The organism is Xanthomonas sp. NCPPB 1128 (assembly GCF_001043115.1).
Lineage (GTDB): Bacteria > Pseudomonadota > Gammaproteobacteria > Xanthomonadales > Xanthomonadaceae > Xanthomonas_A.
In genome coordinates, this window is record NZ_LFME01000015.1 from 74410 (window position 1) to 100357 (window position 25948).

Here is a 25948-nt window from a genome sequence, read left to right on the forward strand (position 1 = left end):
CATGAACATGGATCAATTGCTGCAGACCTTCATCGCCGAGAGCCGCGACCTGCTCGAGGACATGGAGCGCAATCTGCTGGAAGCCGAGCGTGGCGAAGCCGGTCCCGACGCGGTCAACGCGATCTTTCGCGGTGCCCACACCATCAAGGGCTCCGGTGGTCTGTTCGACCTGGCGCAGTTGGTCGGCTTCACCCACGTGGTGGAGAGCGTGCTGGACCTGGTACGCGAGCATGCCGTCGCGCTGGATTCGGAACTGATCCAACTGATGCTGGCCTGCTGCGATCACATCCGCGCGCTGGTGGAAGCCGCCGCCGGCGCCGAGGCCGACGAAGCCACGCTGGCCGCCGCAGGCGCGCCGCTGCTGGAACGCCTGCAGACCTACCTGCAACCTGCCGCTGCGCCGGCCGCAGCCGCGGCAACGCCAGCGGCCCCGGCCGCACCCGCGCAGACCGGCTACTGGCGGATCTCGCTGCAACTGTTCACCGATGCGCTGCGCTTCGGCAACTCGCCGCTGCACCTGATCCGCTGCCTGCGCAGCCTGGGCACGCTGGAAGCAGTGCGTACCCGTCACGAGCGCGTGCCGGCGTTGCCAGAGCTGGATCCGGAGGCCTGCTATCTGGGCTTCGACATCCTGTTGCGCAGCGACGCGCAGCAGGCCGCGATCGAGGACATCTTCGAATTCGTGCGCGACGACTGCGACCTGCAGGTGCTGGCAGTGGAGCCGAACGGCGACGCCGCCAACCTGGACCTGCCGCTGCTGGTGGCCGAAGCCGGCAGCCAGGCCAGCGCCGACGACTTCGCCGGGTTCGAGAGCGCCGCCCCGGTGGCCGCGCCAGCCGCGGCCGCAGCGGCCATCGCCAGCGCCCCGGCCGCGGCAGCGACCACCGCCGCCAACGCGGGCCCTGCCAAGGCCGCAGCTGCACGCGGCGAAGGCGGCTCGATCCGCGTCGACGCCGACAAGCTCGACCGCATGATCGACCTGGTCGGCGAGTTGATCATCGCCGTCGCCAGCACCGGCGCCAATGCGCAACGCACCGGCGATGCGCAGTTGCTGGAATCCACCTCGATCCTCGCCGGGCTGGTCGAAGAAGTGCGCGAAAGCGCGCTGCAGCTGCGCATGGTCAAGATCGGCGGCACCTTCAGCCGCTTCCACCGCGTGGTCCACGACGTCGCCCGCGAACTGGGCAAGGACATCGTGCTGGTGGTCAACGGCGAGGACACCGAGCTGGACAAGTCGGTGGTGGAGAAGATCGCCGATCCGCTGACCCACCTGGTACGCAACGCCATGGACCACGGCATCGAACCGGCCGAGGTGCGCCAGGCGCGCGGCAAGCCGGTGCGCGGCACGGTGCGGCTCAACGCCTTCCACGATTCCGGCAGCATCGTCATCCAGATCAGCGACGACGGCGGCGGCCTCAACCGCGACCGGATCCTGGCCAAGGCGCTGGAACGCGGCCTGATCGAACCCGGCCGCCTGCTCTCCGACCGCGAAGTGTTCGCGCTGATCTTCGAGCCGGGCTTCTCCACCGCCGAGAAGGTCACCAACCTGTCCGGCCGCGGCGTCGGCATGGACGTGGTCAAACGCAACATCGCCGCGCTGCGCGGCAGCGTGGACATCAGCAGCCAGCAGGACGTGGGCACCACCATCTCGGTGCGGCTGCCGCTGACCCTGGCGATCATCAACGGCTTCCAGGTCGGGGTCGGCAAGTCGGTGTTCGTGGTGCCGCTGGACGTGGTCGAGGAATGCGTGGAGTTCGCACCGAACTACCAGAGCGAGTACATCGACCTGCGCGGCAACGTGCTGCCCTACGTGCGCCTGCGCTCGCTGTTCGCCATCGCCGGCGCGCCGCCGGCGCGCGAGAGCATCGTGGTGATCCGCCAGGGCTCGCAGCGGTTCGGCCTGGTGGTCGACACCCTGCTCGGCGAGTGGCAGACCGTGATCAAGCCGCTCTCCAAGGTCTTCGCCCAGGTCAAGGGCATCAGCGGCTCCAGCATCCTCGGCAGCGGCGGGGTCGCGCTGATCCTGGACGTGCCGTCGCTGCTCGGCCAGTTGCAACCCGGCGCCGAATCGCTGGCGGCCTGAGCCGCCGCCTCGCCCCGCCGTCATTCCTACGTCGCGCCATCAACCAGGAATCTCCGCCATGTCCCAGAACCGGACGCCTCTTACCACCCTGTCGACGGCCGCCATCGTCGCCGTCGCCCTGCCCGCTGCTGCAGCCGTCGCAGCGCTGGCACTGCCGCTGGCCGGCGGCCCCGCATGGACCCTGGTCGCCGTGGCCACGCTGGTCGCCGCCGCGGTGCTGGGCCGCAGCGTGCGCGCGGCACAGCATGCGGCCACGGCCGCGCAGCGCGAACTGGAGCTGGCCCGCACCGGCCTGCAGGCGCTGGCACTGGGCGAGCTGGACCGCGTGGATGCGGCGGCGGGCGGCAGCGAGATCGGCCAGGCCCTGCTCGCCGCGCAGCGACCGCTGCGGCAGTTGCAGGCCGACGTCGCGCACATGACCAGCGCACATGCCGCCGGCGACTGCGACGTGATGCTGGATGCGGCGCAGGCCAACGGCGCCTACCGGACCGTGGCCGGCGACATCAACCAACTGGTCGGCGCCCACATCGGCGTGTGCAAGCAGGCGATCGACTGCGTCAGCGAGTTCGGCCGCGGCAACTTCGCCGCGCCGCTTGCGGCGTTCCCGGGCAAGAAGGCCTTCATCAACGACACCATCGAGCAGGTGCGGCGCAACATGCTCGGCCTGATCGCCGAGATGCGCCGTGTCTCCGAGCAGCACGAGGCCGGCGAGATCGATGCCAGCATCGACAGCGCGCACTTCCAGGGCGACTTCCGCAGCATGGCCGACGGCATCAACCGCATGGTCGGCAGCCACATCGCGGTCAAGAAGCAGGCGCTGGGCGTGGTCGCCGAGTTCGGCCGCGGCAACTTCGACGCGGCCATGCCGCAGCTGCCCGGCAAGAAGGCCTTCATCAACGAGACCATCGAGCAGGTGCGCGGCAACTTCAAGCGCCTGATCGCCGAGATCGCGCGCATGTCCGAGGAGCACGACAAGGGCGACATCGATGTGCAGATCGACTGCACCCACCTGGACGGCCAGTTCTGCGCCATCGGCAAGGCCATCAACCGCATGGTCGCCGCGCACATCACGGTCAAGAAGCAGGCGTTGGGCGTGGTCGCCGAGTTCGGCCGCGGCAACTTCGAGGCGCCGATGCCGCAGCTGCCCGGCAAGAAGGCCTTCATCAACGAGATCATCGAGCAGACCCGCGGCAACCTGCGCAGCGTCGGCGACGTGATCAAGGTGATGGGGGCGATGGCCGAGGGCGATCTGAGCCGCCAGGTGCAGGGCCACTACGAGGGCGCCTTCGCCGACATGCAGCGCTACGTCAACGCGACCATCGACAAGCTCACCAGCATCGTCAACGAGGTCAACGGCAACGCCGTCACCCTGGCCAGCGCCGCCGAGGAACTCTCGGCCACGGCGCAGTCGCTGAGCCAGGCGGCCAGCGAGCAGGCCGCCGGCGTGGAGGAGACCAGCGCCTCGCTGGAGCAGATGACAGGCTCGATCGCGCAGAACGCGGAGAACGCCAAGATCACCGACGGCATGGCCAGCAAGGCCTCGCGCGAGGCCGCCGAGAGCGGCGAGGCGGTGCGCGCCACCGTCTCGGCGATGAAGGAGATCGCGCGCAAGATCAGCATCATCGACGACATCGCCTACCAGACCAACCTGCTGGCGCTGAATGCAGCGATCGAGGCCGCACGCGCCGGCGAACACGGCAAGGGCTTCGCCGTGGTCGCCGCGGAAGTGCGCAAGCTGGCCGAGCGCAGCCAGGTGGCCGCGCACGAGATCGGCGATGTCGCCGGCACCAGCGTAACCCTGGCCGAGACCACCGGGCGCCTGCTCGGCGAGATGGAACCATCGATCCGCCGCACCTCCGACCTGGTGCAGGAGATCACCGCCGCCTCCGAGGAACAGAGTACCGGCGTCGGCCAGATCAACGCCGCCGTGGTTCAGCTCAGCCAGACAACACAGCAATCCGCTGCCAACGCTGAAGAATTGGCCGCCACGGCCGAAGAAATGAGTAGCCAGGCCGAACAGTTGCAAACGCTCATGAGTTTCTTCACCACCGGCGCCACCACCACGGCGGCGCAGACCCCGCAACCGCGACGTCTGCCGACACCGATGCAGCGCGTGCCCCGCTCGCGCAGTTTCGGCGGCCCCGCCGGCACGGCCCAGGCCGCACGCCTGGAAGAAGCCGCGTTCGTTTCGTTCTGACCCTTCCCGCACCGGCCGGCCGGCTGGTGCTTCTCTTCCCGTACAGGTATCCGGCATGTCCAACTCCCTTTCGCTGTCCTCCAAGCTGTGGACCGGTTCGGCCATCGCCGTCGTGCTGCCATTGACCGCCGCCGCGTGCGGGTTCGCCCTCGGCCTGCCCGCCGGGCAGACCCTGGCACTGAGCATCGGCGCCACCGTGCTCGCCGCCGCGGTGCTGGCCTACACGGTCCACGCCATCACCCGCTCGCTGCGGATCGCCACCACCACCCTGGCACGTTTCGCCAACGGCAACTTCGAAGTGGTGATGCCGACCGTGCGCAACGACCAGGCCTGCGAGGTGCTGCTGGCACTGCGCCAGGTGCAGACTGGCGTGCGCCAGATCAACGACGAGATCGTGCGCATGTCGCGCGAGCACGACGCCGGCGACATCGACGTGGTGATCGAGAGCCACCGCTTCGACGGCGAGTTCAAGGTCATCGCCGACGGGATCAACCGCATGGTCGGCGACCACATCGCCACCAAGAAGAAGGCCATGGCCTGCATCGCCGAGTTCGGTCGCGGCAACTTCGAAGCGCCGCTGGAGGCGTTCCCGGGCAAGAAGGCCTTCATCAACGAGACCATCGAACAGGTCCGCCGCAACCTGCTGGGGCTGATTGCGCAGATGCGGCACATGTCCGCCCAGCACGACGCCGGCGACATCGACGTGATGATCGAGAGCCACCGCTTCGAAGGCGACTTCCGCAGCATGGCCGATGGCATCAACCGCATGGTCGGCGACCACATCGCCACCAAGAAGAAGGCCATGGCCTGCATCGCCGAGTTCGGCCGCGGCAACTTCGATGCGCCGCTGGAGACCTTTGCCGGCAAGAAGGTGTTCATCAACGATACCATCGAGCAGGTCCGCTCCAACCTGCGCGCGCTGATCCGCGACACCAGCCTGCTCGCCGAGGCGGCCAGCGCCGGCCGCCTCGGCGTGCGCGCCGATGCCAGCCAGCACCATGGCGACTTCCGCCGCATCGTCGACGGCATCAACCTGACCCTGGACGCGCTGATCGGCCCGCTGAACGAGGCCGGGGCGGTGCTCAAGGCGGTCGAGGGCGGCGACCTGACCCGGGTAGCGGACGTACAGTGCCAGGGCCAGCTGAAGGAACTGTGCGAGAGCATCAATGCCACCGTCGCGCGCCTGGCGCAGGTGGTCAGCGAGGTCAACATCAACGCCGAGGCGCTGGCCAGCGCCTCCGAGCAGGTGAGCGCCACCGCGCAGTCGCTGAGCCAGGCCGCGAGCGAGCAGGCCGCCGGCGTGGAAGAGACCAGCGCCTCGCTGGAGCAGATGACCGCCTCCATCGCGCAGAACACCGAGAACGCCAAGGTCACCGACAGCATGGCCGCCAAGGCCGCCCGCGAAGCCAACGAAGGCGGCGATGCGGTGCGCTCGACGGTGACCGCGATGAAGCAGATCGCACAGAAGATCGGCATCATCGACGACATCGCCTACCAGACCAACCTGCTGGCGCTGAACGCGGCGATCGAGGCCGCACGCGCCGGCGAGCACGGCAAGGGCTTCGCCGTGGTCGCCGCCGAAGTGCGCAAGCTGGCCGAGCGCAGCCAGGTGGCGGCGCAGGAGATCGGCCAGGTCGCCGAGTCCAGCGTGGAGCTGGCCGAGAACGCCGGCAAGCTGCTCGACCAGATGGTGCCGTCGATCCGCCGCACCTCAGACCTGGTGCAGGAGATCACCGCCGCCTCCGAGGAACAGACCTCCGGCGTCGGCCAGATCAACGCCGCGGTCGGCCAGCTCAACCAGACCACCCAGCAGGCCGCGGCCAACTCCGAGGAACTGGCCGCCACCGCCGAGGAAATGAGCGGCCAGGCCGAGCAGTTGCAGCAGTTGATGAGTTTCTTCCGCACCAATCAGGCGGTGTCGCCGCGACGTGCGGCCGCGACACCGGCCGCGGCGCGCAAGGCGGCGCCGGCGCGCAAGCGTGGCTTCGGGGAGGTCGGCCTGGCACTGGTGCCCGCGCCGGACGAAGCCCACTTCGACACGTTCTGATATCCACTTCCACGACATCACATCCAGGGGATCACGATGTTCACGCACATGAAAATCGGCACGCGTATCGGCATCGGCTTCGGCCTGGTGTTGCTGCTGTTGCTGGGAACCGGCATTTTCGCCACGCTGCAAATGGCCCGGATCAATGGCTCCTCCACCGAACTGGCCACCAACTGGATGCCCAGCGTGCGCAATGTCGAGGAGATGAGCGCGAACTTCAACAAGCTGCGCTTGCTGGAGTTGCAGCGGGTCGTCGCCACCAGTCCGGCCGAGATGCAGGACTACGACACGCGCATGATCAAGACGTTGGAGGCGTTCGAGAACAACAGGAAGACCTATATCCCGCTGATCTCCTCGCCCGAGGAGCAGGCGCTGTACACGGATTTCGCCAAGAACTTCGACCGCTATACCGAATTGCACAAGCAGCTGCTGGCGCTCACCGCACAGGGGAAGACCCAGGAGGCGACGGCCGTGCTGAACGGTGAGCAGCGGCAGATCTTCCGCAGCACCGCCGAGGCGATCGACAAGCTGGTCGACCTGAACGTCAAGGGCGGCCAGGACGCCAGCGACCGCGGCGACGAACTCTACGCGTCCGCCCGCACGCTGATCATCGCCACCATCGCGGTGGCGTTGCTGCTGGGCGCGGTGGTGGCCGTGGTCATCGTGCGCCTGCTCACCCGCCTGCTGGGTGGCGAGCCGGCCTACGTGGCCGAGATCGCCAACAAGGTGGCGCAAGGCGACCTCAACCTGGATGTGGCGGTCCGCGCCAACGACAACGGCAGCGCGCTATATGCGATGCGCACCATGGTCGAGCGACTGAAGCTGGTGATCGACGTCCAGCGCCGCGTGGTCGCCGCCGCCAACCGCGGCGACTTCTCCGAGCGGATCGCGCTGGACGGCCTGTCCGGGTTCCAGCGTGAGATGGGCCAGGGCCTGAACGACCTGGCGACCACCACCGGCGGCAGCATCCAGGACGTGGTGCGGGTGATGGGCGGCCTGGCCGAGGGCGACCTGACCCAGAGCATCGACAAGCACTACGACGGCGCCTACGCCGAGATGAAGAACTACATCAACGACACCATCGCGCGCCTGTCGCAGGTGGTCAGCGAGGTCAACGGCAATGCCGAGTCGCTGGCCAGTGCCTCGGAAGAGGTCAGCGCCACCGCGCAGTCGCTGAGCCAGGCGGCCAGCGAACAGGCCGCCGGCGTGGAAGAGACCAGCGCCTCGCTGGAGCAGATGACCGCGTCGATCTCGCAGAACACCGAGAACGCCAAGATCACCGACGGCATGGCCAGCAAGGCCTCCAGCCAGGCGCTGGACGGCGGCGAGTCGGTGCGGGCGACCGTGCAGGCGATGAAGCAGATCGCGCAGAAGATCGGCATCATCGACGACATCGCCTACCAGACCAACCTGCTGGCGCTGAACGCGGCGATCGAAGCCGCACGCGCCGGCGAACACGGCAAGGGCTTCGCCGTGGTCGCCGCGGAAGTGCGCAAGCTGGCCGAACGCAGCCAGATCGCGGCGCAGGAAATCGGCGACGTCGCCAGCTCCAGCGTGGAACTGGCCGAGAACGCCGGCAAGCTGCTGGACGAAATGGTGCCGTCGATCAAGCGCACCTCCGACCTGGTGCAGGAGATCACCGCCGCTTCCGAGGAACAGACCTCCGGCGTCGGCCAGATCAATGCCGCGGTCGGCCAGCTCAACCAGACCACCCAGCAGGCCGCGTCCAACTCCGAGGAACTGGCCGCCACGGCCGAGGAGATGAGCGCGCAGGCCGAGCAGCTGCAGCAGCTGATGAGCTTCTTCAAGGTGCACAGCACTCCGCAGGCCAGGACCGCCGCGCGCCGTCCTGGCGCCGGGCGCGGCCGCAGCGGGCACGCCGGTTCCAAGCCGATCGCGCGCGTCGCCAACGGCCAGTTGATCCTGGCGGACTCGCTCGACGAAGCCCACTTCGAAACCTTCTGAGACATGGCCATGAACGCTTCCGCTTCGCTCTCCTCCTCCGACGCCGGCGACCTGGCGACGGACCAGTTCCTGACCTTCCTGCTCGGCAAGGAAATGTTCGGCGTCGGCATCCTCGGCATCAAGGAAATCATCGAGTACCGCACGCCGACCGACGTGCCGATGATGCCGCCCGCGTTGCGCGGGGTGATCAACCTGCGCGGTGCGGTGGTGCCGGTGGTGGACCTGCAGCAGCGCTTCGGCCGCGCGCCCAGCGAGATCAGCAAGCGCACCTGCATCGTCATCATCGAGGTGGCCGCCGGCGAAGAGCGCCAGGTGCTCGGCCTGCTGGTGGACGCGGTCAGCGAGGTGCTGGAGATCGCCACCGCCGACATCGCGCCGCCGCCGGCGTTCGGCACCGGCATCCGCCGCGATTTCATCCACGGCATGGGCAAGGTCGGCGAGCGCTTCGTGATCCTGCTCGCCGCCGATGCGGTGCTGGCCCCCCAGGAGTTCGCCAGCATGACCAGCCTCGACGCCCACCTGGAAGAAGGCATCGCGGCCTGACCGGCGTTCGCCGCACAGCGCCCTGCCCTTTCCTCGAAACGGATTTCGCATGCCCACGTCCCCCGACACCGCCGCCCTGCACCACTTCGGCACGGTCCTGGTGGTCGACGACAGCCAGGTCCAGCGCGAACACGCGTTGGCCCTGTGCCTGCGGATGGGCGCGGTGGCGGTGGAAGGCGCGGCCGACGGCCACGCCGCGCTGGCGAGGATCACCCAAGGCGCGCCGCTGGGGCTGTTGATCGTGGACCTGGAAATGCCCGGCATGGACGGCGTGCAATTGCTCGACGCACTCGCCCGCTGCGGCGTGCGCGCGCCGATCGTGGTCGCCTCGCAGCGCGGCGCGGCCTTGATCGACTCGGTGCTGCAGGTCGGCCGTAGCAATGGCCTGCAGGTGCTGGCGGGACTGGAAAAGCCGCTGCGCGCCGCCCAACTCGCCGCCGCGGTGCGCGCCCACGCGCCGACCGCGCCGGCGCCACGGAACGATGCCGAGGCACCCGGCGAGGCGACGATGACCGCGCTGCTGCGCGAAGCGCTGCAGCGCGGCGAGATCGAGGTGGCCTACCAGCCCAAGGTGGACATGCGCAGCGGCCGGGTCGGCGGCGTGGAAGCGCTGGCGCGCTGGCGCCATCCCAGCGCCGGGCCGATCGCGCCGGACCGCTTCATCGCCGTGGCAGAGCGCGAAGGCCTGATCCACGCGCTCACCGCCTGCGTCGCCGACCAGGCGATGGCACGGCTGGCGGCGTGGAAGCAGGACGGGTTTCAACTGACCCTGGCGCTGAACCTGTCGCCGAGCATGCTGCAGGACCCGAACCTGCTCGACGAACTGCTCGGGCTGTTGCGCAAGCACGGCCTGGCGCCCTCGGACCTGGTGCTGGAAATCACCGAAAGCTCGCTGGTCTGCGGCAGCGCGCTGGGCATGCTGGCGCGGCTGCGGCTGCAGGGCTTCGGCCTGTCGCTGGACGACTACGGCACCGGCTTCTCCTCGCTGCAGCAACTTACCCGCATTCCCTTCACCGAGTTGAAGATCGACCGCATCTTCGTCCACGACGCGCACCGCAGCCGCAACCTGCGCACGGTCCTCGAATCGGCGCTGGGCATGGCCCAGCGGCTGGGCCTGAGCACCGTCGCCGAGGGCATCGAAACGGTGGAGGACTGGACCCTGCTGCAGGAGCTGGGCTGCGACTTCGGCCAGGGCTACCTGCTGGCGCGCCCGCTGGGGGGCGGCGCGCTGCATGCCTGGCTGCTGGAGCACCAGCGCCTGCTGCAGGAACACGGCCCGATCGGCAACGCCAGCGCCCCCGCTTCTGCCTCCACCCACTGACCGGCCAGGACCATGACCAGCCACGACACCATCACCGAGCAGGAATTCGGCCGGTTCCAGCGTTTCATCTTCGACGCCGCCGGCATCACCATTTCGCCGGCCAAGAAGGCCATGCTGTGCGGACGCCTGGGCAAGCGCCTGAAGGCGCATTCGCTGCAGACCTATACCCAGTACCTCAAGCTGCTGGAAAGCCGCGAGGGCAGCGGCGAGGTGCAGACCGCGATCGACCTGCTGACCACCAACGAAACCTATTTCTTCCGCGAGCCCAAGCACTTCGACCTGCTGCGCAGCATCGCCGCCGCGCATACCGGCAGTGCGCCGTTCCGCTGCTGGAGCGCAGCCAGTTCCACCGGCGAGGAGGCCTACAGCATGGCCATGGTGCTGGACGACACCCTGCAGGGCCGTCCCTACGAGGTGGTCGGCACCGACATCAGCACCCGCGTGCTGGCCAAGGCGCGCACCGGCCACTACCCGCTGCTGCGCATCGAGCACATGCCGCCGGCCATGCTCAAGCGCTACTGCCTCAAGGGCCGCGGCGAGTACGAGGGCAGCATGCTGATCGACCGCCGCATCCGCGACCACGTGCGCTTCCTGCACGCCAACCTCAACGCGCCGCTGCCCAACCTGGGCCAGTTCGACGTGGTGTTCCTGCGCAACGTGATGATCTACTTCAATGGCCAGACCAAGCGCGAAGTGGTGACGCGGGTGCTCGGCACGCTCAAGCGTGGCGGCATCTTCTGCATCGGCCACTCCGAGAGTCTCAACGACGTCAACAGCGACGTGGTGCAGATCGCGCCGTCGGTGTACCGCAAACCATGAAGGCCGACGTGCCAGGAGGGAACCCCGCATGACCACGATCAAGGCCATGGTGATCGACGATTCGGCGGTGGTGCGCCAGGTGCTGGTCGCCGTGCTCAACGACGCGCCCGGCATCGAGGTCATCGCCGCCGCGGCCGATCCGCTGCTGGCGATGGACAAGATGCGCCAGCAGTGGCCGGACGTGATCGTGCTGGACGTGGAGATGCCGAAGATGGACGGCATCACCTTCCTGCGCAAGATCATGAGCGAGCGCCCCACTCCGGTGGTGATCTGCTCCACGCTCACCGAGAAGGGCGCGCGGGTGACCATGGACGCGCTGGCCGCCGGCGCGGTGGCGGTGGTGACCAAGCCCAAGCTCGGCCTCAAACAATTCCTCACCGATTCGGCCGAGGAAATGATCGCCACGGTGAAGAGCGCAGCGCGCGCCAACGTCAAGCGCCTGTCGGCGCGGCCGGCCGTGGCCCCGGCAGAGCCGGAGATCAAGCACACCGCCGACGTGATCCTGCCGGCGCAGGGCGGCCGCGCGTTGTCGCAGACCACCGAACGGGTGGTGGCGATCGGCACCTCCACCGGCGGCACCCAGGCGCTGGAGGAAGTGCTGACCGCGCTGCCGCGGGTCAGCCCGGGCATCGTCATCGTCCAGCACATGCCGGAGAAGTTCACCGCCGCCTTCGCCGCGCGCCTGGACACGCTGTGCCAGATCTCGGTGAAGGAAGCGGCCAACAACGATCGCGTGGTGCCGGGACGCGCACTGATCGCACCGGGCGGCAAACACATGCTGCTGCGTCGCAGCGGCGCGCAGTACTTCGTCGAAGTGCTGGACGGACCACCGGTGAACCGACACCGGCCCTCGGTGGACGTGCTGTTCCGTTCCGCCGCGCGCGCCGCCGGCGGCAATGCGCTGGGCATCATCATGACCGGCATGGGCGACGACGGCGCAGTGGGTCTTTTGGAAATGCGCCAGGCCGGCGCGCGTACCGTGGCCCAGGACGAACAGAGCAGCGTGGTGTTCGGCATGCCCAAGGAAGCGATCAAGCGCGGCGGCGCGGAGAAGATCCTGCCGCTGGGCGCGATGGCGCGCGAGATCGGCCAGCAGCTGAGCTAATACAGCCAGCCGCCGCATCACCCTACCGTAGGAGCGGCTTCAGCCGCGACGGAGCCTTCCCATGGAAGGCCCGTCGCGGCTGAAGCCGCTCCTACGACGCAGGCAGGCTGCGCATTGCCACCGCAGCAGCCGACCGGCACCCGCGCACCTGCAAAGAGGTGCGCGGCATGCGCACGCGCACCGCACCAGCAAGCCCCCTCAGCCCGAATTGATGTGCTCCTTGCAGTACAGGCGCCGGTAGGCGCTGGGCGTCATGCCCAGACGCTGGCGAAACACCCGGCGGAAGTAGCCGCTGTCGCTGAAGCCGGCGCGCTGCGCGACGTCGTCCACCGCGCAGGTGTTGACCAGCAGCAGCTTCTCGGCAAAGGCGATGCGCTGACGATGAATCGCCTCGGTCAGCGTGGTGCCGAAGCTGCGCCGGTAGATGCGGCCCAGATAATCCGGATTGCAGTGCAGTTGCGCGGCCAGCGACGAGGCGGTGAGCGCGGTATGGAACTGCGTGCCGATCAGTTGCTTGGCGCGGTACGCCAGCGCCACTCCCGCGCGCTCGGAGTCGTGCGGATCCGGCCATGCACCGGCCACGCATTGCAGCATCGACAGCACGATCGGCTCCAGCATCGGTAGCGTGCGCCGCTCCTCCTGCTCGGCCAGGAACCAGCGGAACAGGCCGACGAAACGCTCCGGGTCGCGGATCGCGGTGCGCTGCGGCATCGACAGCGCCACCGCGTTGTCCGCCTGCGCCACGCCCGGCTCCAGTTCGAAATGCACCCAGTAGAAGCGCAGGTCGTCCGGGAACTGGCCAAGGCCGGCATGCGCACGGCCCGGCCACAGCAGCAGCGTCTCGCCGGGGCCGACGTGGAAGTCGCTGTCCTGTTCGCGAATCGACAGGATGCCGCGTTCGACGAAGATCAGCTCGTAGGACTGGATCACCCGTGCCGGATGCGCGCCCACCCCGCGGGAAATGAACAGGCCTCCGTTCTGGACCCGGATCGGATAGGCGACGGCGAACTCGAGCATGTCGGAAACGTCTCCCCTTGCGCGCGACACGTTGCACTGCAGCAATCGAATGAGAGCCGCCACACATGTGCGGCCTGGCAATCGTGGTCGGAATCGTACCGGTTTTATACCGCACAGACTCTTGTCGCGGGTGCGCGGCCATGCCACTTTGCGCTGGCGCCGGACCGCGCGCGCCAGGAGCCGCCCCGTTGACTGCGACCGCCATCGGCCACGCCGCCGCAGACGCCGCGCCGGCCGCGACCACGCCGCGCCTGTCGCGCCTGGAGAAGTTCGGCTACGGCCTGGGCGATGCCGGCGGCACGGTGGTCACCTGCCTGATCGCCAACTTCCTCACCTTCTTCTACACCGACGTGTTCGGCTTGACTCCGGCACTGGTCGGCACGCTGTTCACCGTGCTGCGCGTGGCCGACGCGGTGTCCGACCCGGTGATGGGCCTGATCGCCGACCGCACCCGCAGCCGCTGGGGCCGTTTCCGCGCCTGGCAACTGTGGGTCGCGGTGCCGATCGGCATCGCCTGCGTGCTGACCTTCAGCGCGCCGCAGCTGAGCGCCGGCGCCAAGATCGCCTATGCCTTCGCCAGCTATTTCCTGCTGTCGCTGTGCTACACCGCGATCAACGTGCCCTACTGCGCGCTGATCAACAGCATGACCGGCGACCACCGCGACGTGGTCTCGGCGCAATCCTGGCGCTTCGTGCTGTGCGGCATCGCCGGCTTCCTGGTGTCGGTCGGGCTGCCGTGGCTGGTGCGGGAACTGGGCAACGGCGACGCGGCGCGCGGCTACCAGCTTGGCGTGGGTCTGCTGGCGGCGCTGGCGGTGGCGATGTTCCTGGGCTGCTTCTTCGCCGTGCGCGAGCGCGTCCCGGTCAGCCTGCTCGGCGGTGCCGGCATCGGCGCACACCTGCGCGGCCTGCTGCGCAACGACCAACTGCGGCTGGTGCTGCTGATGTCGTTTCTGCTGATCAACGTGTACAACATCCGCGGCGGCGCCTATCTGTACTTCATCACCTACGTGCTCGGCGGCAGCAGCGGCTACGCCTCGCTGTTCTTCGCGATGGTAGCGCTGGCCACGGTGCTCGGCGCAATCGTGGTCAATGCGCTGTGCCGCCGCTTCGACCCGTTGGCGCTGTACCTGCACACCAACCTGGCGCTGGCCGCGTTCGGCGTGGCGCAGTGGTGGCTGCCGACCGGGCCGGCGCAGCAGACGCTGTGGCTGGCGGTGATCTTCGTGCACTGCCTGGTGCTGGGCTTCGCGCTGCCGCTGCACTTCTCGCTGATGGCCTTCGCCGACGACTACGGCGCCTGGAAGAACCGGGTGCGCTCCTCGGGCATCAACTTCGCCTTCAACCTGTTCTGCATCAAGCTGGCCTGGGCCTCGAGCGCGGTGGTGATCAGCGCGTTGTTCGTCTACGCCGGCTACCGCGCCGGTGCCGCACAGCAGAGTCCCGCCTCGCTGCAGGCCATCACCCTGCTGGAAACCCTGATCCCCGCCGGCCTGCACCTGCTGCTGGCCGCGGTGATCCTGCGCTGCCGGTTGCGCCGGCCGCTGCTGGCGAGCATCGCCGCCGACCTGGCCGCGCGCCCGGTGCATTGACCCCCCACTCTTTCAGGACTTCCGCTCCATGCCGCATTCGCCCGTGCCGTCCCCGGAACTGCCGCTCGCCCAGCTGCGCATCGCCGATCCGTTCTGGCAGCGCTACCAGCGCCTGGTGCAGGAGGTGGTGCTGCCCTACCAGTGGGACGCGCTCAACGACAACGTCGCCGATGCCGAACCCAGCCATGCCATCGAGAACTTCCGCATCGCCGCCGGCCGCAGCGACGGTGCGTTCTACGGCATGGTGTTCCAGGACAGCGACGTGGCCAAGTGGCTGGAAGCGGTGGCCTACCTGCTGGCGCAGCATCCCGATCCGGCGCTGGAGCGCGATGCCGACGCCACCATCGAACTGATCGGCGCCGCGCAGCAGGCCGACGGCTACCTCAACACCTACTTCACTGTGAAGGCGCCGCAGGAGCGCTGGAGCAACCTGGCCGAGTGCCACGAGCTGTATTGCGCCGGGCACATGATCGAAGCCGGCGTGGCCTACTTCCAGGCCACCGGCAAGCGCGCCCTGCTCGACATCGTGTGCCGGCTCGCCGATCACATCGACGCCACTTTCGGACCCGGCCCGACGCAGTTGCACGGCTACCCCGGGCATCCGGAGATCGAGCTGGCGCTGATGCGCCTGTACGAAGCCACCGGCGAGGCGCGCTACCTGGCGCTGGCGCGCTACTTCGTCGAACAGCGCGGCACCACCCCGCACTACTACGACGCCGAGTACGCCAAGCGCGGCCAGACCTTCTTCTGGGGCGGGCACGGCCCGGCCTGGATGATCCAGGACAAGGCCTACAGCCAGGCGCATCTGCCGGTGGCGCTGCAGGACACTGCGGTCGGCCACGCGGTGCGCTTCGTGTACCTGTATGCGGGCGTGGCGCACCTGGCCCGGCACAGCGGCGACGCCACCCTGCGCGCGGCCTGCGAGCGGCTATGGGACAACGCCACGCAGCGGCAGATGTACCTGACCGGGGCGATCGGCGCGCAGAGCTACGGCGAAGCCTTCAGCGTCGACTACGACCTGCCCAACGACACCGCCTACAACGAGAGCTGCGCCTCGATCGGGCTGATGATGTTCGCCAACCGCATGCTGCAGCTGGCGCCGGACGGCCGCTACGCCGACGTGATGGAGCGGGCGCTGTACAACACCGTACTGGGCGGCATGGCCCTGGACGGGCGCCACTTCTTCTACGTCAATCCGCTGGAAGTGCACCCGCCCACGGTGCACGGCAACCACACCTTCGACCACGTCAAGCCGGTGCGCCAACGCTGGTTCGGCTGCGCCTGCTGCCCGCCCAACATCGCCCGAGTGCTGACCTCGCTCGGCCACTACCTCTACACCCGCCGCGACGACACCCTGTACGTGAACCTCTACGTCGGCAGCGACGCGCTGTTCGAGGTCGGCGGGCAAACCCTGACCCTGCGCCAGCGCGGCGAGTATCCGTGGCAGGACACGATCGCCTTCGAGGTGGACTGCAGCGCCCCGGTGGAGGCGGCGCTGGCGCTGCGCCTGCCCGACTGGTGCCAGGCGCCGCAGTTGCAGCTCAACGGCGAGCCGGTGGCGATCGACGCGCACCACCAGCACGGCTACTGCGTGCTGCGCCGGCGCTGGCAGTCCGGCGACACCCTGCAGTTGCGCCTGCCGATGCCGCCGATGCGGGTCAGCGGTCACCCACGGGTTCGCCACCTGGCCGGCAAGGTCGCGGTGCAGCGCGGGCCGCTGGTGTACTGCCTGGAGCAGGCCGACAACGGCGCCGACCTGCATCAGCTGCGCCTGCCGGCCAGCGCCACGCTGCAGGCCGTACCCGGCAGCGGCGCGCTGGACGGCCAGGTGCTGCTGCAAGCCAGCGGCGAACGCCTGCACGTCGACGCCGCGACCGCACCGCTGTACCGCTACGATGCGCCGCCGCCGGCACGGCAGCCGCAGACCCTGACCTTCGTGCCCTACTTCGCCTGGGCCAACCGCGGCGAGGGCGAGATGCGGGTGTGGGTGGACGCCAGCGACGGTTGAAGGCAACGCTGCGGAACATCTCCTGTAGGAGCGGCTTCAGCTGCGACAGGCGTTCCCGATAACGCCCGTCGCGGCTGAAGCCGCTCCTACGGGACAAGCTCATCCGGGTTCAATCGTGGCGGAAGCAGGTCACGAAGCGACGCCTGCCTGCGCCGCCCCTCGGGCGGCGTCGCACGCCCGCAACAGCCAGCGCACGCTCTAAGCTAGCACCATGGATGCCTTGGCCCCTGTCGCACCGCCGTTCGCCCGCATCGCCCTCGGCGCGCACCGCATCGCCGTGCCGGATGCCTGGCTGCTGCCCTTCGACGTCGATGCCTTCGACAGCGACGATTTCCAGCGCCATGGCCTGCAGCAGCCGGCGTCGATCGCGCGCAGCGTGCGCAAGCGCCAGGCCGAGTACCTGGCCGGACGGCGCGCGGCACTCGCCGCGCTGCGGGACGCGGGCAGCACGGCAACCGACCTGCCGATCGGCGCCGACCGCGCACCGGTCTGGCCGGACGGCTTCCTCGGCAGCCTCTCGCATACCGACGGCCTGGCGGTCGCCATTGCCCTGCCGACATCCGCAGGGGCGCACGGCATCGGCCTGGACGTGGAACGCGTGGTAGCGGAAGACCAGCTCGAGGCGATCCGTAGCCTGGCCCTGGACGCCAGCGACTGCGCCGCCCTGGCCGCGCTCGCCCATGTCCGCGGCTGGCCGTATGCGCTGACCCTGGGCTTCTCGGCGAAGGAGAGTTTCTACAAGGCCGCGGCGGCGACCGTCGGCCGCTTCTTCGATTTCGACGCCTTGCGCATCGAGGGCTGCGACCCGGACAGCGGTAGCGTAGACACACGGATCGCCACGCCGCTGGCGCCGGCCTTGCCGGCCGGGCAAGCGCACCGCCTGCGCTGGGTGGACGTGCAGCCCGGGATGCTGCTGACCAGTTGCGTCTGGTAGCGCGTTGCGGCATCACGACGTGGCCGCACCGAGCCGGTAACACACGCGACGTGCGACACGCCTCGCATTGCGAGCCCTCGTGATGCGCTCTATCTCGGCAGCGATCTCATCGGGCCGCGCCGACGCGCCGCCCATCGGCGCGTCACACGCTCAGAGCGCGTCCAGGATCTGCGCGCGCCGGCGTGCGTACTCCGCCCCGTCGATCAATCCTTGCGCCTTCAACTGCTCCAGCGCGCGCAGGCGCTGCTCCATCGAGGCAGCAGCCGGCAACGGCGGCGGCGGCGCGACCGCCGGCCGGCGCCGCTGCGCGCGGATCGCCAGCCACACCACCACACCGATCAGCAGCGGAAAAGCGAGCACGACCAACAGCACGAGCCAGTGCCAGATGCTGAATCCGCCCATTGCGTCCTCCTGCCGAGCGCGCGCCGATCCTGGCGCTTACTTCGCCTTGCCCTGGTTGGCCACCGCTTCGGCCGCCTTCTTCGCCGCTTCCGGATCGCCCAGGTAACGGTAGGACTGCACCTGCAGGCTGTCGTCCAGTTCGAACAGCAGCGGGATGCCGGTGGGGATGTTGAGCTCGAGGATCTCCTCGCGCGACACGTCGTTCAAGTACTTGTACAGCGCGCGCAGCGAGTTGCCGTGGGCGGTGACCAGCACGGTCTGCCCGGCCTTGAGTTGCGGCGCGATGGCGTCGTGCCAGTACGGCAGCACGCGCTCGAGCGTGGTCGCCAGCGACTCGGTGGCCGGCAGCGCGTTGCGGTCCAGGGTGGCATAGCGGCGGTCGTGCAGCGGATGGCCCGGATCCTCGGCGTCCATCGGCGGCGGCGGGATGTCGTAGGAGCGGCGCCAGATCTTGACCTGGTCCTCGCCGTGCTTGGCTGCGGTCTCGGCCTTGTCCAGGCCCTGCAGGCCGCCGTAGTGGCGCTCGTTGAGGCGCCAACTCTTGTGCACCGGCAGCCAGTCCTGGTCCAGTTCCTTCAGCGCGCCCTGCAAGGTGTGGATGGCGCGCTTGAGCACCGAGGTATGGGCGACGTCGAACTGCAGGCCCTCCTCGCGCATCAGCCGGCCGGCGGCCACGGCTTCCTGGCGGCCCTGTTCGGTCAGGTCGACATCGACCCAGCCGGTGAAGCGGTTATCCAGGTTCCACTGGCTCTGGCCATGGCGCAACAGTACGAGTTTGCGGGTCACTGCGACGGTCTCCGTTGGGGGATGCGTGGGTCGTGCGGTCCTGGATTGTAGCTGGTGGCGGGGATTGCGGATTCGGGAGTGGGGATTCGCCAGAGCCGGTTCCCCGCCGGTCGCTGGCGACAAGGGCACACCGGGCCGCACGACCTGCTGGAGACCCATGCTGTTACGAATCCCCACTCCCGAATCCCCACTCCCGGCCCCTCCACACCCCAGCCACGAACACGGCGCGATCATCGGCGCATGGACACTTCTTCGCACTCCGTATTCGGCGATTGGGATGGCAGCATCGTGCAGGCGCGCGCGCTGCAGGCGACGCTGGCGCGCCAGGTCAGCCTGCAGGACGAGGTCCCGGACCCGCCGCGCTGGCTGGCCGGCTTCGACGTCGGCTTCGAGGACGACGGCCAGGTCACCCGCGCCGCCGCGGTACTGCTCGACGCGCAGACCCTGCAGCCGCACCAGGCCGAGATCGCCCGCGTGCCCACCTCGATGGCCTATGTGCCCGGCCTGCTCAGCTTCCGCGAACTGCCGGCGCTGCTGGCGGCATTGGCGTTGCTGCGGCAGCGCCCGGACCTGGTGTTCGTGGATGGCCAGGGCATCGCCCATCCGCGCCGGCTCGGCATCGCCGCGCACTTCGGCGTGGTCACCGGGCTGCCCAGCATCGGCGTGGCCAAGACCCTGCTCGCCGGCCGCTTCGAAGAGCCAGGAGCCCAAGCCGGCGACCACAGTCCCATCGTGCATCGCGGCGAGGTGGTCGGCTGGGCGCTGCGCAGCAAGCTGCGCTGCAATCCGCTGATCGTCTCGCCCGGCCATCGTGTGGCGGTGGACAGCGCGCTGCAGTGGACCCAGCGCTATCTGCGCGGTTACCGCCTGCCGGAGCCGACCCGGCTGGCCGACCGGCTAGCCTCGCGTCGCGGCGAGGTGGCGATCGCCCAGCCGGGCTTGCTGTAGCCTCGGCATCCGGTGGCGTGGCTGCGAAAGCGCGCTCGCCGCACCTGCACTGTCGTGTCGCGTCCGAGGCGGACGCGTTGGATTGAAACCACATGGCGTTGTCGCCGCCGGCGGCGTCGATCGGTCGCCCCCCGCACGGGGGCGTGGATTCCTGCAGTAGCGTGCGTGGTGTCGCGATGTGCATCTGCGAACGCGCATCACCTGTGCAAGAGAGGCGCACACCAGGGCGCCGCGGCACGCGGAACATTGCGTCTTGCGCGGCTGGCATCCGTGCCACGCATCCGCATGCGAAGCTTGCGCTCCGTTCCTGCCACCACGAGCGCCGGCATGCCCACCCTGATCGCCCCCCGCGTCCACGATATCGGCGGCTTCGAAGTGCGTCGCGCCGTCCCCAGCATGCAGGCGCGCAGCGTCGGTCCCTTCGTCTTCATCGACCACATGGGGCCGGCGGTGTTCGAGCCGGGCCACGGCGTGGACGTGCGGCCGCATCCGCACATCGGCCTGGCCACCGTCACCTTCCTGTGGTCCGGCGAGATCGGCCACCGCGATTCGCTCGGCTCCGATCAGGTGATCCGTGCCGGCGACGTCAACTGGATGACCGCCGGCCGTGGCATCTCCCATTCCGAACGCACGCCGACCGCGCTGCGCGAGCATGCGCACCCGCTGCACGGCATGCAGACCTGGGTGGCGCTGCCGAAATCGGCGGAAGAGACCGCACCGGCGTTCTACCATCATGCCGCCGCCAGCCTGCCGCAGCAGCGCCGCGACGGCGTGTGGCTGCGGGTGATCGCCGGCCGCGCCTACGGCGAGGAATCGCCGGTGACGGTTTTTGCCGACACCCTCAACGTGGCCCTGGACCTGGATGCGGACGCGGAAATCGACCTGGACGCGCAGCACGCCGAGCGCTCGCTGTACATCCTGGAAGGCGAAGCGCAACTGGACGGCGTGGACATTCCGGCACGGCACCTGGTCCTGCCCGAGCCCGGCGCGCGCGGGCGGCTGCGCGCCAAGACCCCGCTCAAGGCCATGCTGATGGGCGGCGAACCGCTGGATGGTCCGCGTCACCTGTGGTGGAATTTCGTGTCCAGTTCGGTGGAACGCATCGAGCAGGCCAAGCAGGATTGGCGCGAGGGCCGCTTCGGAACCATCCCGGGCGACGACCAGGAATTCATTCCGTTGCCCGAACCGGGCCGCTGACACCACGGTCGCCGCCAGATCGGGCCGCCTAGGTGCGTGGCCCGCTCGCTCTCGTCCCGCTCCTCGTCGACTGACGCCCGCATCCCCGCCTACGCCCTGCGTGACGACCGCTGCCGCGGGTGCCGCCACGCCGTACCGGGTGTGCGGACATTCCGGAATTCGCATCCCAATTGTCAGCACGGTCCCGCTGGGCTATGGTGCAGATGCGGCCGCGCGCGCGTGGCCGCAGACGGGGACACGCACTGCGTCGGGGGATGCACTGCCGGGATCCCGCACAGGATGGCGCTCCCGCAGACGACGCCGCAGGCGTGCGTATGGATCGAACGCGTCGCCGCGCGGCGTATGGGGAACATCGCGAATGAAGACACTCTTGCGCAAGGCGCTGCTGACCGCTGCGGCGGCGTTGCCTGCCGCTGCCGCCATCGCGCAGCAGGCACAGAACTGCCCACCGCTGCCGCCGCAGAGCAAACTGCAATGGAACGAGCGCAGCGACAAGGGATTCATCGTCTGCCGCGCCAGCGACGCCGACGGACGTCAGGTGCTGGGCATGATGCTCACCGCACGCGACCCGAACATTCCGCTGCAGCGCACGCTGCGCGAGGAAAAGGGCGCCATCGCCGGCGAGCAGGTGTACTGGTATCGGCCCGACCTCGGCGGCGCCGACCTGCCGGGCCTGGCCTCGCGCCGGATCGCGGTCGCGGAACTGAAGAAGGGCCAGTTCGCCCAGGTGTGGATCGACGCCGCCGACACCCAGGAATTGCAGACCCTGCAGTCGCTGGTGCAGGGCCTGGACATGCGCCAGTCGAGCCTGGCACTGGAGCGCTGAAGGCGCGGCACACTGCGCGATGGATTGAGATGTGTCGTAGGCGCGGCTTCAGCCGCGACGGAGCATGACCGCGAACGCCCGTCGCGGCTGAAGCCGCTCCTACGAGAAAACAGACCCTCGCACTAAAACGGCGCGAAGCACGCCCTCAGAAGCGCCCTTCCTGGAAATCCACGAAGGCCTGCATCAGTTCCTGGCGCGTGTTCATCACGAACGGCCCGTGCCGCGCCACCGGCTCGCGCAACGGCCGGCCGGCGACCAGGATCAGCCGCGCGCCCTGCGCGTCGGCCTGCAACTGCAGCAGGTCGCCGCCGCCGAGCACGGCCAGCGTCTGCGCCGGCAGCACGCGCGCCGCCTCGCCCTCGCCCAGCGCCGCCTCGCCCTCGAACACGTAGGCGAAGGCGTTGTGCCCGGACGGCAGCGCGAACGCCCAGCGCGTGCCGGCGTCCAGCGCGATGTCCAGATACAGCGGATCGGTGGCCGGCTGCGCGATCGGGCCGTGCACCTCGCCGACCTGGCCGGCGATCACCTTGACCGTCACCCCCGGCGCCGGCTGCGCCACCGGGATGCGCTCGGGCGCGAATTCCTGGTAGCGCGGCGCGGTCATCTTGTCGCGCGCCGGCAGGTTCACCCACAGTTGGAAGCCGCGCATACGCCCTTGCTCCTGCTCCGGCATCTCCGAATGCACCAGGCCGCGGCCGGCGGTCATCCATTGCACGCTGCCCGGGGTCAGCAGGCCCTCGTTGCCGTGGTTGTCCTTGTGCCGCATGCGCCCGTCGAGCATGTAGGTGACGGTCTCGAAGCCACGGTGCGGATGGCTGGGGAAGCCGCCGATGTAGTCCTCGGCCCGGTCGGTGCCGAACTCGTCGAGCAACAGGAACGGATCCAGCTCGGGCAGCGCACCGCCGCCGATGACGCGGGTCAGCCTGACCCCATCGCCGTCGGCGGTGGCGTGGCCGCGGACGGCGCGCAGGATGCCCGCGGGGGCGACGGTGGTGGCAGCGGTCATGGTGGCCGATCTCCTGATGAGATCCCCACCATGGGTGCCGCCGCCGGCGCGGCCAACCGCGACCGGCGCAACCCACCGTTCCATCGTGCGCCCCTCCTCCCCCCGGGAGAAGGTGCCCCGAAGGGGCGGATGAGGGTACGGGCGAAGCCTCATGCATTGCCGATGGTGCAGACCGAGTTCGCGAGGGCTTGGCCTCCGTACCCTCACCCCAACCCCTCTCCCGAGGGGAGAGGGGCTCAAGCGTTCTGCGACGACTCGTTATCTGTTCGAGCCATGAATTCCCTTCTCCCACCGGGAGAAGGTGCCCCGCAGGGGCGGATGAGGGTACGGGCGTAGCCTCATGCATTGCCCATGGTGCGGACAGAGTTCGCGAGGGCTTCGCTCCGTACCCTCACCCCAACCCCTCTCCCGAGGGAGAGGGGCTCAAGCGTTCTGCGACGACTCGTTGTCTCTTCGAGGCCATGAATTCCCCTCTCCCACCGGGAGAAGGTGCCCCGCAGGGGCGGATGAGGGTACGGGCGCAGCCTCGTGCAACGTCCGGTAGCGCACGGCTGGGTTGCGAGGGCTTCGCTCCGTACCCTCACCCCAACCCCTCTCCCGAGGGGAGAGGGGCTCAAGTCGCTGCCACGCGACCGTCCCCATTAAAGTGCGTCACAAGGGCCGTCTACGACCAAAGTACTAGCCCCTCGGCCCTCGCCACCATTGACCCCCCCAGGCCATCGGGGCGACCCTTGCGGCAATCTCGTGGGGGAGCGTTCTGCATGAAAGGGTTTTCCAAGCTGGCCTGGGCCGCACTCGCCATCCTGGCGGCGTTCTGCCTCGGCACCATCGCCCTGCGCCGCGGCGAACACATCAATGCGCTGTGGATCGTGGTGGCCGCGGTGTCGATCTACCTGATCGCCTATCGCTTCTACAGCCTGTTCATCGCCGACAAGGTGATGCAGCTCGACCCCACCCGGGCCACGCCGGCAGTGCTCAACAACGACGGCCTGGACTACGTGCCGACCAACAAGCACGTGCTGTTCGGCCACCACTTCGCCGCCATCGCCGGCGCCGGGCCGCTGGTCGGGCCGGTGCTGGCCGCGCAGATGGGCTACCTGCCCGGCCTGCTGTGGCTGGTGGTCGGTGTGGTGGTCGCCGGTGCGGTGCAGGACTTCATGGTGCTGTTCCTGTCCAGCCGCCGCAACGGCCGCTCGCTCGGCGACCTGGTGCGCGAGGAGATGGGCCAGGTGCCCGGCACCATCGCGCTGTTCGGCGCGTTCCTGATCATGATCATCATCCTGGCGGTGCTGGCGATGGTGGTGGTCAAGGCACTGGCGGAAAGCCCCTGGGGCATGTTCACGGTGATCGCGACCATGCCCATCGCGATCCTGATGGGCGTGTACATGCGCTACATCCGCCCCGGCAAGATCGGCGAGATTTCGGTGGTGGGGCTGATCCTGCTGCTGGCGGCGATCTGGTTCGGCGGCAAGGTCGCCGCCGATCCCAGCTGGGGCCCGGCCTTCACCTTCACCGGCACGCAGATCACCTGGATGCTGATCGGCTACGGCTTCGTCGCCTCGGTGCTGCCGGTGTGGCTGCTGCTGGCGCCGCGCGACTACCTGTCCACCTTCCTCAAGATCGGCACCATCATCGCCCTGGCGATCGGCATCCTGGTGGTGATGCCGGAGCTGAAGATGCCGGCGCTGACCCAGTTCGCCGCCAGCGGCGACGGCCCGGTGTGGAAGGGCGGCCTGTTCCCGTTCCTGTTCATCACCATCGCCTGCGGCGCGGTGTCCGGCTTCCATGCGCTGATCTCCTCGGGCACCACGCCCAAGCTGCTCGCCAACGAGTCGCACATGCGCTACATCGGCTACGGCGGCATGCTGATGGAATCGTTGGTGGCGGTGATGGCGCTGGTGGCTGCCTCGATCATCGACCCGGGCGTGTACTTCGCGATGAACAGCCCGGCCGCGGTGATCGGCGCCGACGTCGCCTCTGCCGCGCACCACATCAGCACCACCTGGGGCTTCGCCATCACCCCGGAGCAGTTGACCGCCACCGCGGCGGCGATCGGCGAACCCACCATCCTGCATCGCGCCGGCGGTGCGCCGACGCTGGCGGTGGGCATCGCGCAGATCCTGCACCAGGCCATCCCCAACAGCAGCGACGCGATGATGGCGTTCTGGTACCACTTCGCGATCCTGTTCGAGGCGCTGTTCATCCTCACTGCGGTGGACGCCGGTACCCGCGCCGGCCGCTTCATGCTGCAGGACCTGCTCGGCAACTTCATCCCGGCACTGAAGAAAACCGAGTCGTGGACCGCCAACATCATCGGCACCGCCGGCTGCGTGGCGCTGTGGGGCTACCTGCTGTACACCGGCGTGGTCGATCCGTTCGGCGGCATCCAGACGCTGTGGCCGCTGTTCGGCATCTCCAACCAGATGCTGGCCGGCATCGCGCTGATGCTGGGCACGGTGGTGCTGTTCAAGATGAAACGCGACCGCTATGCCTGGGTGACCGCGGTGCCGGCGGTGTGGCTGCTGATCTGCACCACCTACGCCGGCCTGATCAAGATCTTCGACAGCAACCCGTCGCAGGGCTTCCTGGCGCAGGCGCACAAGTTCCAGGACGCCATCGCCAGCGGCACCGTCACTGCGCCGGCCAAGTCGGTGGCGCAGATGCAGCAGATCGTCACCAATGCCTACGTCAACACCGGGCTGACCGTGCTGTTCCTGTGCGTGGTGTTCGCGGTACTGGTCTACGCAGTGAAGACCATTCTTGTCGCGCGCCGCAACCCGCAGCGCAGCGACCGCGAGACCGCGTACGTGGCCTTGCAGCCGCACCAGATGGCGGACCTGTAATGGCTGGCGCACTGGTTCCGGTCGGACAGTACCAGGCGCATCGCCGGCTGTGGCGGCGCCTGGTGCAGACCGCGCGGCTGTGCTGCGGCATCCCCGACTACGACAACTACGTGCGGCACATGCTGGAAAAGCATCCGGACCGCGAGCCGATGGACTACAAGACCTTCTTCCGCGAGCGCCAGGAGGCGCGCTATGGCGGCAAGAGCGGGTTTCGCTGTTGTTGAGGGGCGGGGATTGGGGAGTCGGGATTGGGGATTGGTTGCGGGCGCCTGAAGGTACTCGGCGAGCCCGGCGGATCTCGCAGCGGTG

The 25948-nt window shown here is 68.9% G+C and carries 20 protein-coding genes; 16 read left to right on the forward strand and 4 right to left on the reverse strand.

All coding sequences use genetic code 11. The annotated features are described in order from the left end of the window. The first annotated feature begins 1 nt into the window (after position 1). Genes ACP93_RS11285 through ACP93_RS11320 form a run of 8 tightly spaced genes read left to right on the forward strand, consistent with a single transcriptional unit; the run spans position 2 to position 12080 of the window. Entirely contained in the window at positions 2-2083 is a 2082-nt protein-coding gene (locus ACP93_RS11285; RefSeq protein WP_048490787.1) for a chemotaxis protein CheA, read from the forward strand. A 58-nt stretch (positions 2084-2141) separates the two neighbouring features. Next, positions 2142-4280: a methyl-accepting chemotaxis protein gene (locus tag ACP93_RS11290; protein WP_048490788.1), complete on the forward strand. Its 2139-nt coding sequence runs from the start codon at positions 2142-2144 to the stop codon at positions 4278-4280. A gap of 55 nt (positions 4281-4335) precedes the next feature. Then, entirely contained in the window at positions 4336-6327 is a 1992-nt protein-coding gene (locus ACP93_RS11295; RefSeq protein WP_048490789.1) for a methyl-accepting chemotaxis protein, read from the forward strand. 48 nt (positions 6328-6375) lie between these two features. After that, the gene (locus ACP93_RS11300; protein ID WP_255347933.1) at positions 6376-8292 is read left to right on the forward strand and encodes a HAMP domain-containing methyl-accepting chemotaxis protein; all 1917 of its coding nucleotides are present in this window, start codon (positions 6376-6378) and stop codon (positions 8290-8292) included. A gap of 9 nt (positions 8293-8301) precedes the next feature. After that, positions 8302-8835, forward strand: coding sequence for a chemotaxis protein CheW (locus ACP93_RS11305; protein ID WP_048490808.1), 534 nt, complete (start codon positions 8302-8304; stop codon positions 8833-8835). A 49-nt stretch (positions 8836-8884) separates the two neighbouring features. Then, positions 8885-10156, forward strand: coding sequence for an EAL domain-containing response regulator (locus ACP93_RS11310; protein WP_048490791.1), 1272 nt, complete (start codon positions 8885-8887; stop codon positions 10154-10156). Positions 10157-10168: 12 nt separating this feature from the next. Further along, complete coding sequence (locus tag ACP93_RS11315; RefSeq protein WP_048490792.1) at positions 10169-10975, forward strand: CheR family methyltransferase; 807 nt, start codon at positions 10169-10171, stop codon at positions 10973-10975. 28 nt (positions 10976-11003) lie between these two features. Then, complete coding sequence (locus ACP93_RS11320; protein WP_048490793.1) at positions 11004-12080, forward strand: protein-glutamate methylesterase/protein-glutamine glutaminase; 1077 nt, start codon at positions 11004-11006, stop codon at positions 12078-12080. A 198-nt stretch (positions 12081-12278) separates the two neighbouring features. Here the strand turns inward: ACP93_RS11320 and ACP93_RS11325 are convergent, their stop codons facing one another. After that, complete coding sequence (locus ACP93_RS11325) at positions 12279-13097, reverse strand: helix-turn-helix transcriptional regulator (protein ID WP_048490794.1); 819 nt, start codon at positions 13095-13097, stop codon at positions 12279-12281. Positions 13098-13285: 188 nt separating this feature from the next. Here ACP93_RS11325 and ACP93_RS11330 point away from each other — a divergent pair, with 188 nt between their 5' ends. From ACP93_RS11330 to ACP93_RS11340, 3 genes are all read left to right on the forward strand, one after another. Continuing rightward, positions 13286-14689, forward strand: coding sequence for an MFS transporter (locus tag ACP93_RS11330; protein WP_048490795.1), 1404 nt, complete (start codon positions 13286-13288; stop codon positions 14687-14689). Between the two features lie 28 nt (positions 14690-14717). After that, a complete protein-coding gene (locus tag ACP93_RS11335) occupies positions 14718-16697 on the forward strand; it encodes a glycoside hydrolase family 127 protein (protein ID WP_048490796.1) in 1980 nt (659 codons plus the stop codon). Between the two features lie 211 nt (positions 16698-16908). After that, positions 16909-17631, forward strand: a complete 723-nt coding sequence (locus ACP93_RS11340) for a 4'-phosphopantetheinyl transferase family protein (protein ID WP_048490797.1) — start codon at positions 16909-16911, stop codon at positions 17629-17631. Positions 17632-17781: 150 nt separating this feature from the next. Here the strand turns inward: ACP93_RS11340 and ACP93_RS11345 are convergent, their stop codons facing one another. Together ACP93_RS11345 and gpmA are read right to left on the reverse strand one after the other, a co-directional pair. Beyond that, positions 17782-18033, reverse strand: coding sequence for an SHOCT domain-containing protein (locus ACP93_RS11345; RefSeq protein ID WP_048490798.1), 252 nt, complete (start codon positions 18031-18033; stop codon positions 17782-17784). 36 nt (positions 18034-18069) lie between these two features. After that, positions 18070-18819: a 2,3-diphosphoglycerate-dependent phosphoglycerate mutase gene (gene gpmA / locus ACP93_RS11350; protein ID WP_010342084.1), complete on the reverse strand. Its 750-nt coding sequence runs from the start codon at positions 18817-18819 to the stop codon at positions 18070-18072. Positions 18820-19059: 240 nt separating this feature from the next. Here gpmA and nfi point away from each other — a divergent pair, with 240 nt between their 5' ends. The 3 genes from nfi to ACP93_RS11365 all read left to right on the forward strand — a co-directional run bounded on the left by nfi (position 19060) and on the right by ACP93_RS11365 (position 21790). Then, complete coding sequence (nfi, locus tag ACP93_RS11355) at positions 19060-19767, forward strand: deoxyribonuclease V (RefSeq protein WP_048490799.1); 708 nt, start codon at positions 19060-19062, stop codon at positions 19765-19767. A gap of 327 nt (positions 19768-20094) precedes the next feature. Continuing rightward, entirely contained in the window at positions 20095-20964 is an 870-nt protein-coding gene (locus tag ACP93_RS11360; protein WP_048490800.1) for a pirin family protein, read from the forward strand. Between the two features lie 358 nt (positions 20965-21322). Beyond that, the gene (locus ACP93_RS11365) at positions 21323-21790 is read left to right on the forward strand and encodes a hypothetical protein (RefSeq protein ID WP_048490801.1); all 468 of its coding nucleotides are present in this window, start codon (positions 21323-21325) and stop codon (positions 21788-21790) included. Between the two features lie 145 nt (positions 21791-21935). Here the strand turns inward: ACP93_RS11365 and ACP93_RS11370 are convergent, their stop codons facing one another. Next, positions 21936-22796, reverse strand: coding sequence for a pirin family protein (locus ACP93_RS11370; RefSeq protein WP_048490802.1), 861 nt, complete (start codon positions 22794-22796; stop codon positions 21936-21938). Between the two features lie 761 nt (positions 22797-23557). Between ACP93_RS11370 and ACP93_RS11375 the strand changes: the two genes are divergently transcribed. Continuing rightward, the gene (locus tag ACP93_RS11375) at positions 23558-25639 is read left to right on the forward strand and encodes a carbon starvation CstA family protein (RefSeq protein ID WP_048490803.1); all 2082 of its coding nucleotides are present in this window, start codon (positions 23558-23560) and stop codon (positions 25637-25639) included. Further along, positions 25639-25863, forward strand: a complete 225-nt coding sequence (locus tag ACP93_RS11380) for a YbdD/YjiX family protein (RefSeq protein WP_017909376.1) — start codon at positions 25639-25641, stop codon at positions 25861-25863. Before ACP93_RS11375 ends, ACP93_RS11380 begins: the two co-directional genes overlap by 1 nt. The last annotated feature ends 85 nt before the right edge of the window (positions 25864-25948 follow it).

What these genes read in the sequence shown, in the direction of transcription:
- ACP93_RS11285 (WP_048490787.1), top strand. Translation starts at nt 2, where the DNA reads ATGAACATGGATCAATTGCTGCAGACCTTCATCGCCGAGAGCCGCGAC.
- ACP93_RS11290 (WP_048490788.1), top strand. Translation starts at nt 2,142, where the DNA reads ATGTCCCAGAACCGGACGCCTCTTACCACCCTGTCGACGGCCGCCATC.
- ACP93_RS11295 (WP_048490789.1), top strand. Translation starts at nt 4,336, where the DNA reads ATGTCCAACTCCCTTTCGCTGTCCTCCAAGCTGTGGACCGGTTCGGCC.
- ACP93_RS11300 (WP_255347933.1), top strand. Translation starts at nt 6,376, where the DNA reads ATGAAAATCGGCACGCGTATCGGCATCGGCTTCGGCCTGGTGTTGCTG.
- ACP93_RS11305 (WP_048490808.1), top strand. Translation starts at nt 8,302, where the DNA reads ATGAACGCTTCCGCTTCGCTCTCCTCCTCCGACGCCGGCGACCTGGCG.
- ACP93_RS11310 (WP_048490791.1), top strand. Translation starts at nt 8,885, where the DNA reads ATGCCCACGTCCCCCGACACCGCCGCCCTGCACCACTTCGGCACGGTC.
- ACP93_RS11315 (WP_048490792.1), top strand. Translation starts at nt 10,169, where the DNA reads ATGACCAGCCACGACACCATCACCGAGCAGGAATTCGGCCGGTTCCAG.
- ACP93_RS11320 (WP_048490793.1), top strand. Translation starts at nt 11,004, where the DNA reads ATGACCACGATCAAGGCCATGGTGATCGACGATTCGGCGGTGGTGCGC.
- ACP93_RS11325 (WP_048490794.1), bottom strand. Translation starts at nt 13,097, where the DNA reads ATGCTCGAGTTCGCCGTCGCCTATCCGATCCGGGTCCAGAACGGAGGC.
- ACP93_RS11335 (WP_048490796.1), top strand. Translation starts at nt 14,718, where the DNA reads ATGCCGCATTCGCCCGTGCCGTCCCCGGAACTGCCGCTCGCCCAGCTG.
- ACP93_RS11340 (WP_048490797.1), top strand. Translation starts at nt 16,909, where the DNA reads ATGGATGCCTTGGCCCCTGTCGCACCGCCGTTCGCCCGCATCGCCCTC.
- ACP93_RS11345 (WP_048490798.1), bottom strand. Translation starts at nt 18,033, where the DNA reads ATGGGCGGATTCAGCATCTGGCACTGGCTCGTGCTGTTGGTCGTGCTC.
- nfi (WP_048490799.1), top strand. Translation starts at nt 19,060, where the DNA reads ATGGACACTTCTTCGCACTCCGTATTCGGCGATTGGGATGGCAGCATC.
- ACP93_RS11360 (WP_048490800.1), top strand. Translation starts at nt 20,095, where the DNA reads ATGCCCACCCTGATCGCCCCCCGCGTCCACGATATCGGCGGCTTCGAA.
- ACP93_RS11365 (WP_048490801.1), top strand. Translation starts at nt 21,323, where the DNA reads ATGAAGACACTCTTGCGCAAGGCGCTGCTGACCGCTGCGGCGGCGTTG.
- ACP93_RS11370 (WP_048490802.1), bottom strand. Translation starts at nt 22,796, where the DNA reads ATGACCGCTGCCACCACCGTCGCCCCCGCGGGCATCCTGCGCGCCGTC.
- ACP93_RS11375 (WP_048490803.1), top strand. Translation starts at nt 23,558, where the DNA reads ATGAAAGGGTTTTCCAAGCTGGCCTGGGCCGCACTCGCCATCCTGGCG.
- ACP93_RS11380 (WP_017909376.1), top strand. Translation starts at nt 25,639, where the DNA reads ATGGCTGGCGCACTGGTTCCGGTCGGACAGTACCAGGCGCATCGCCGG.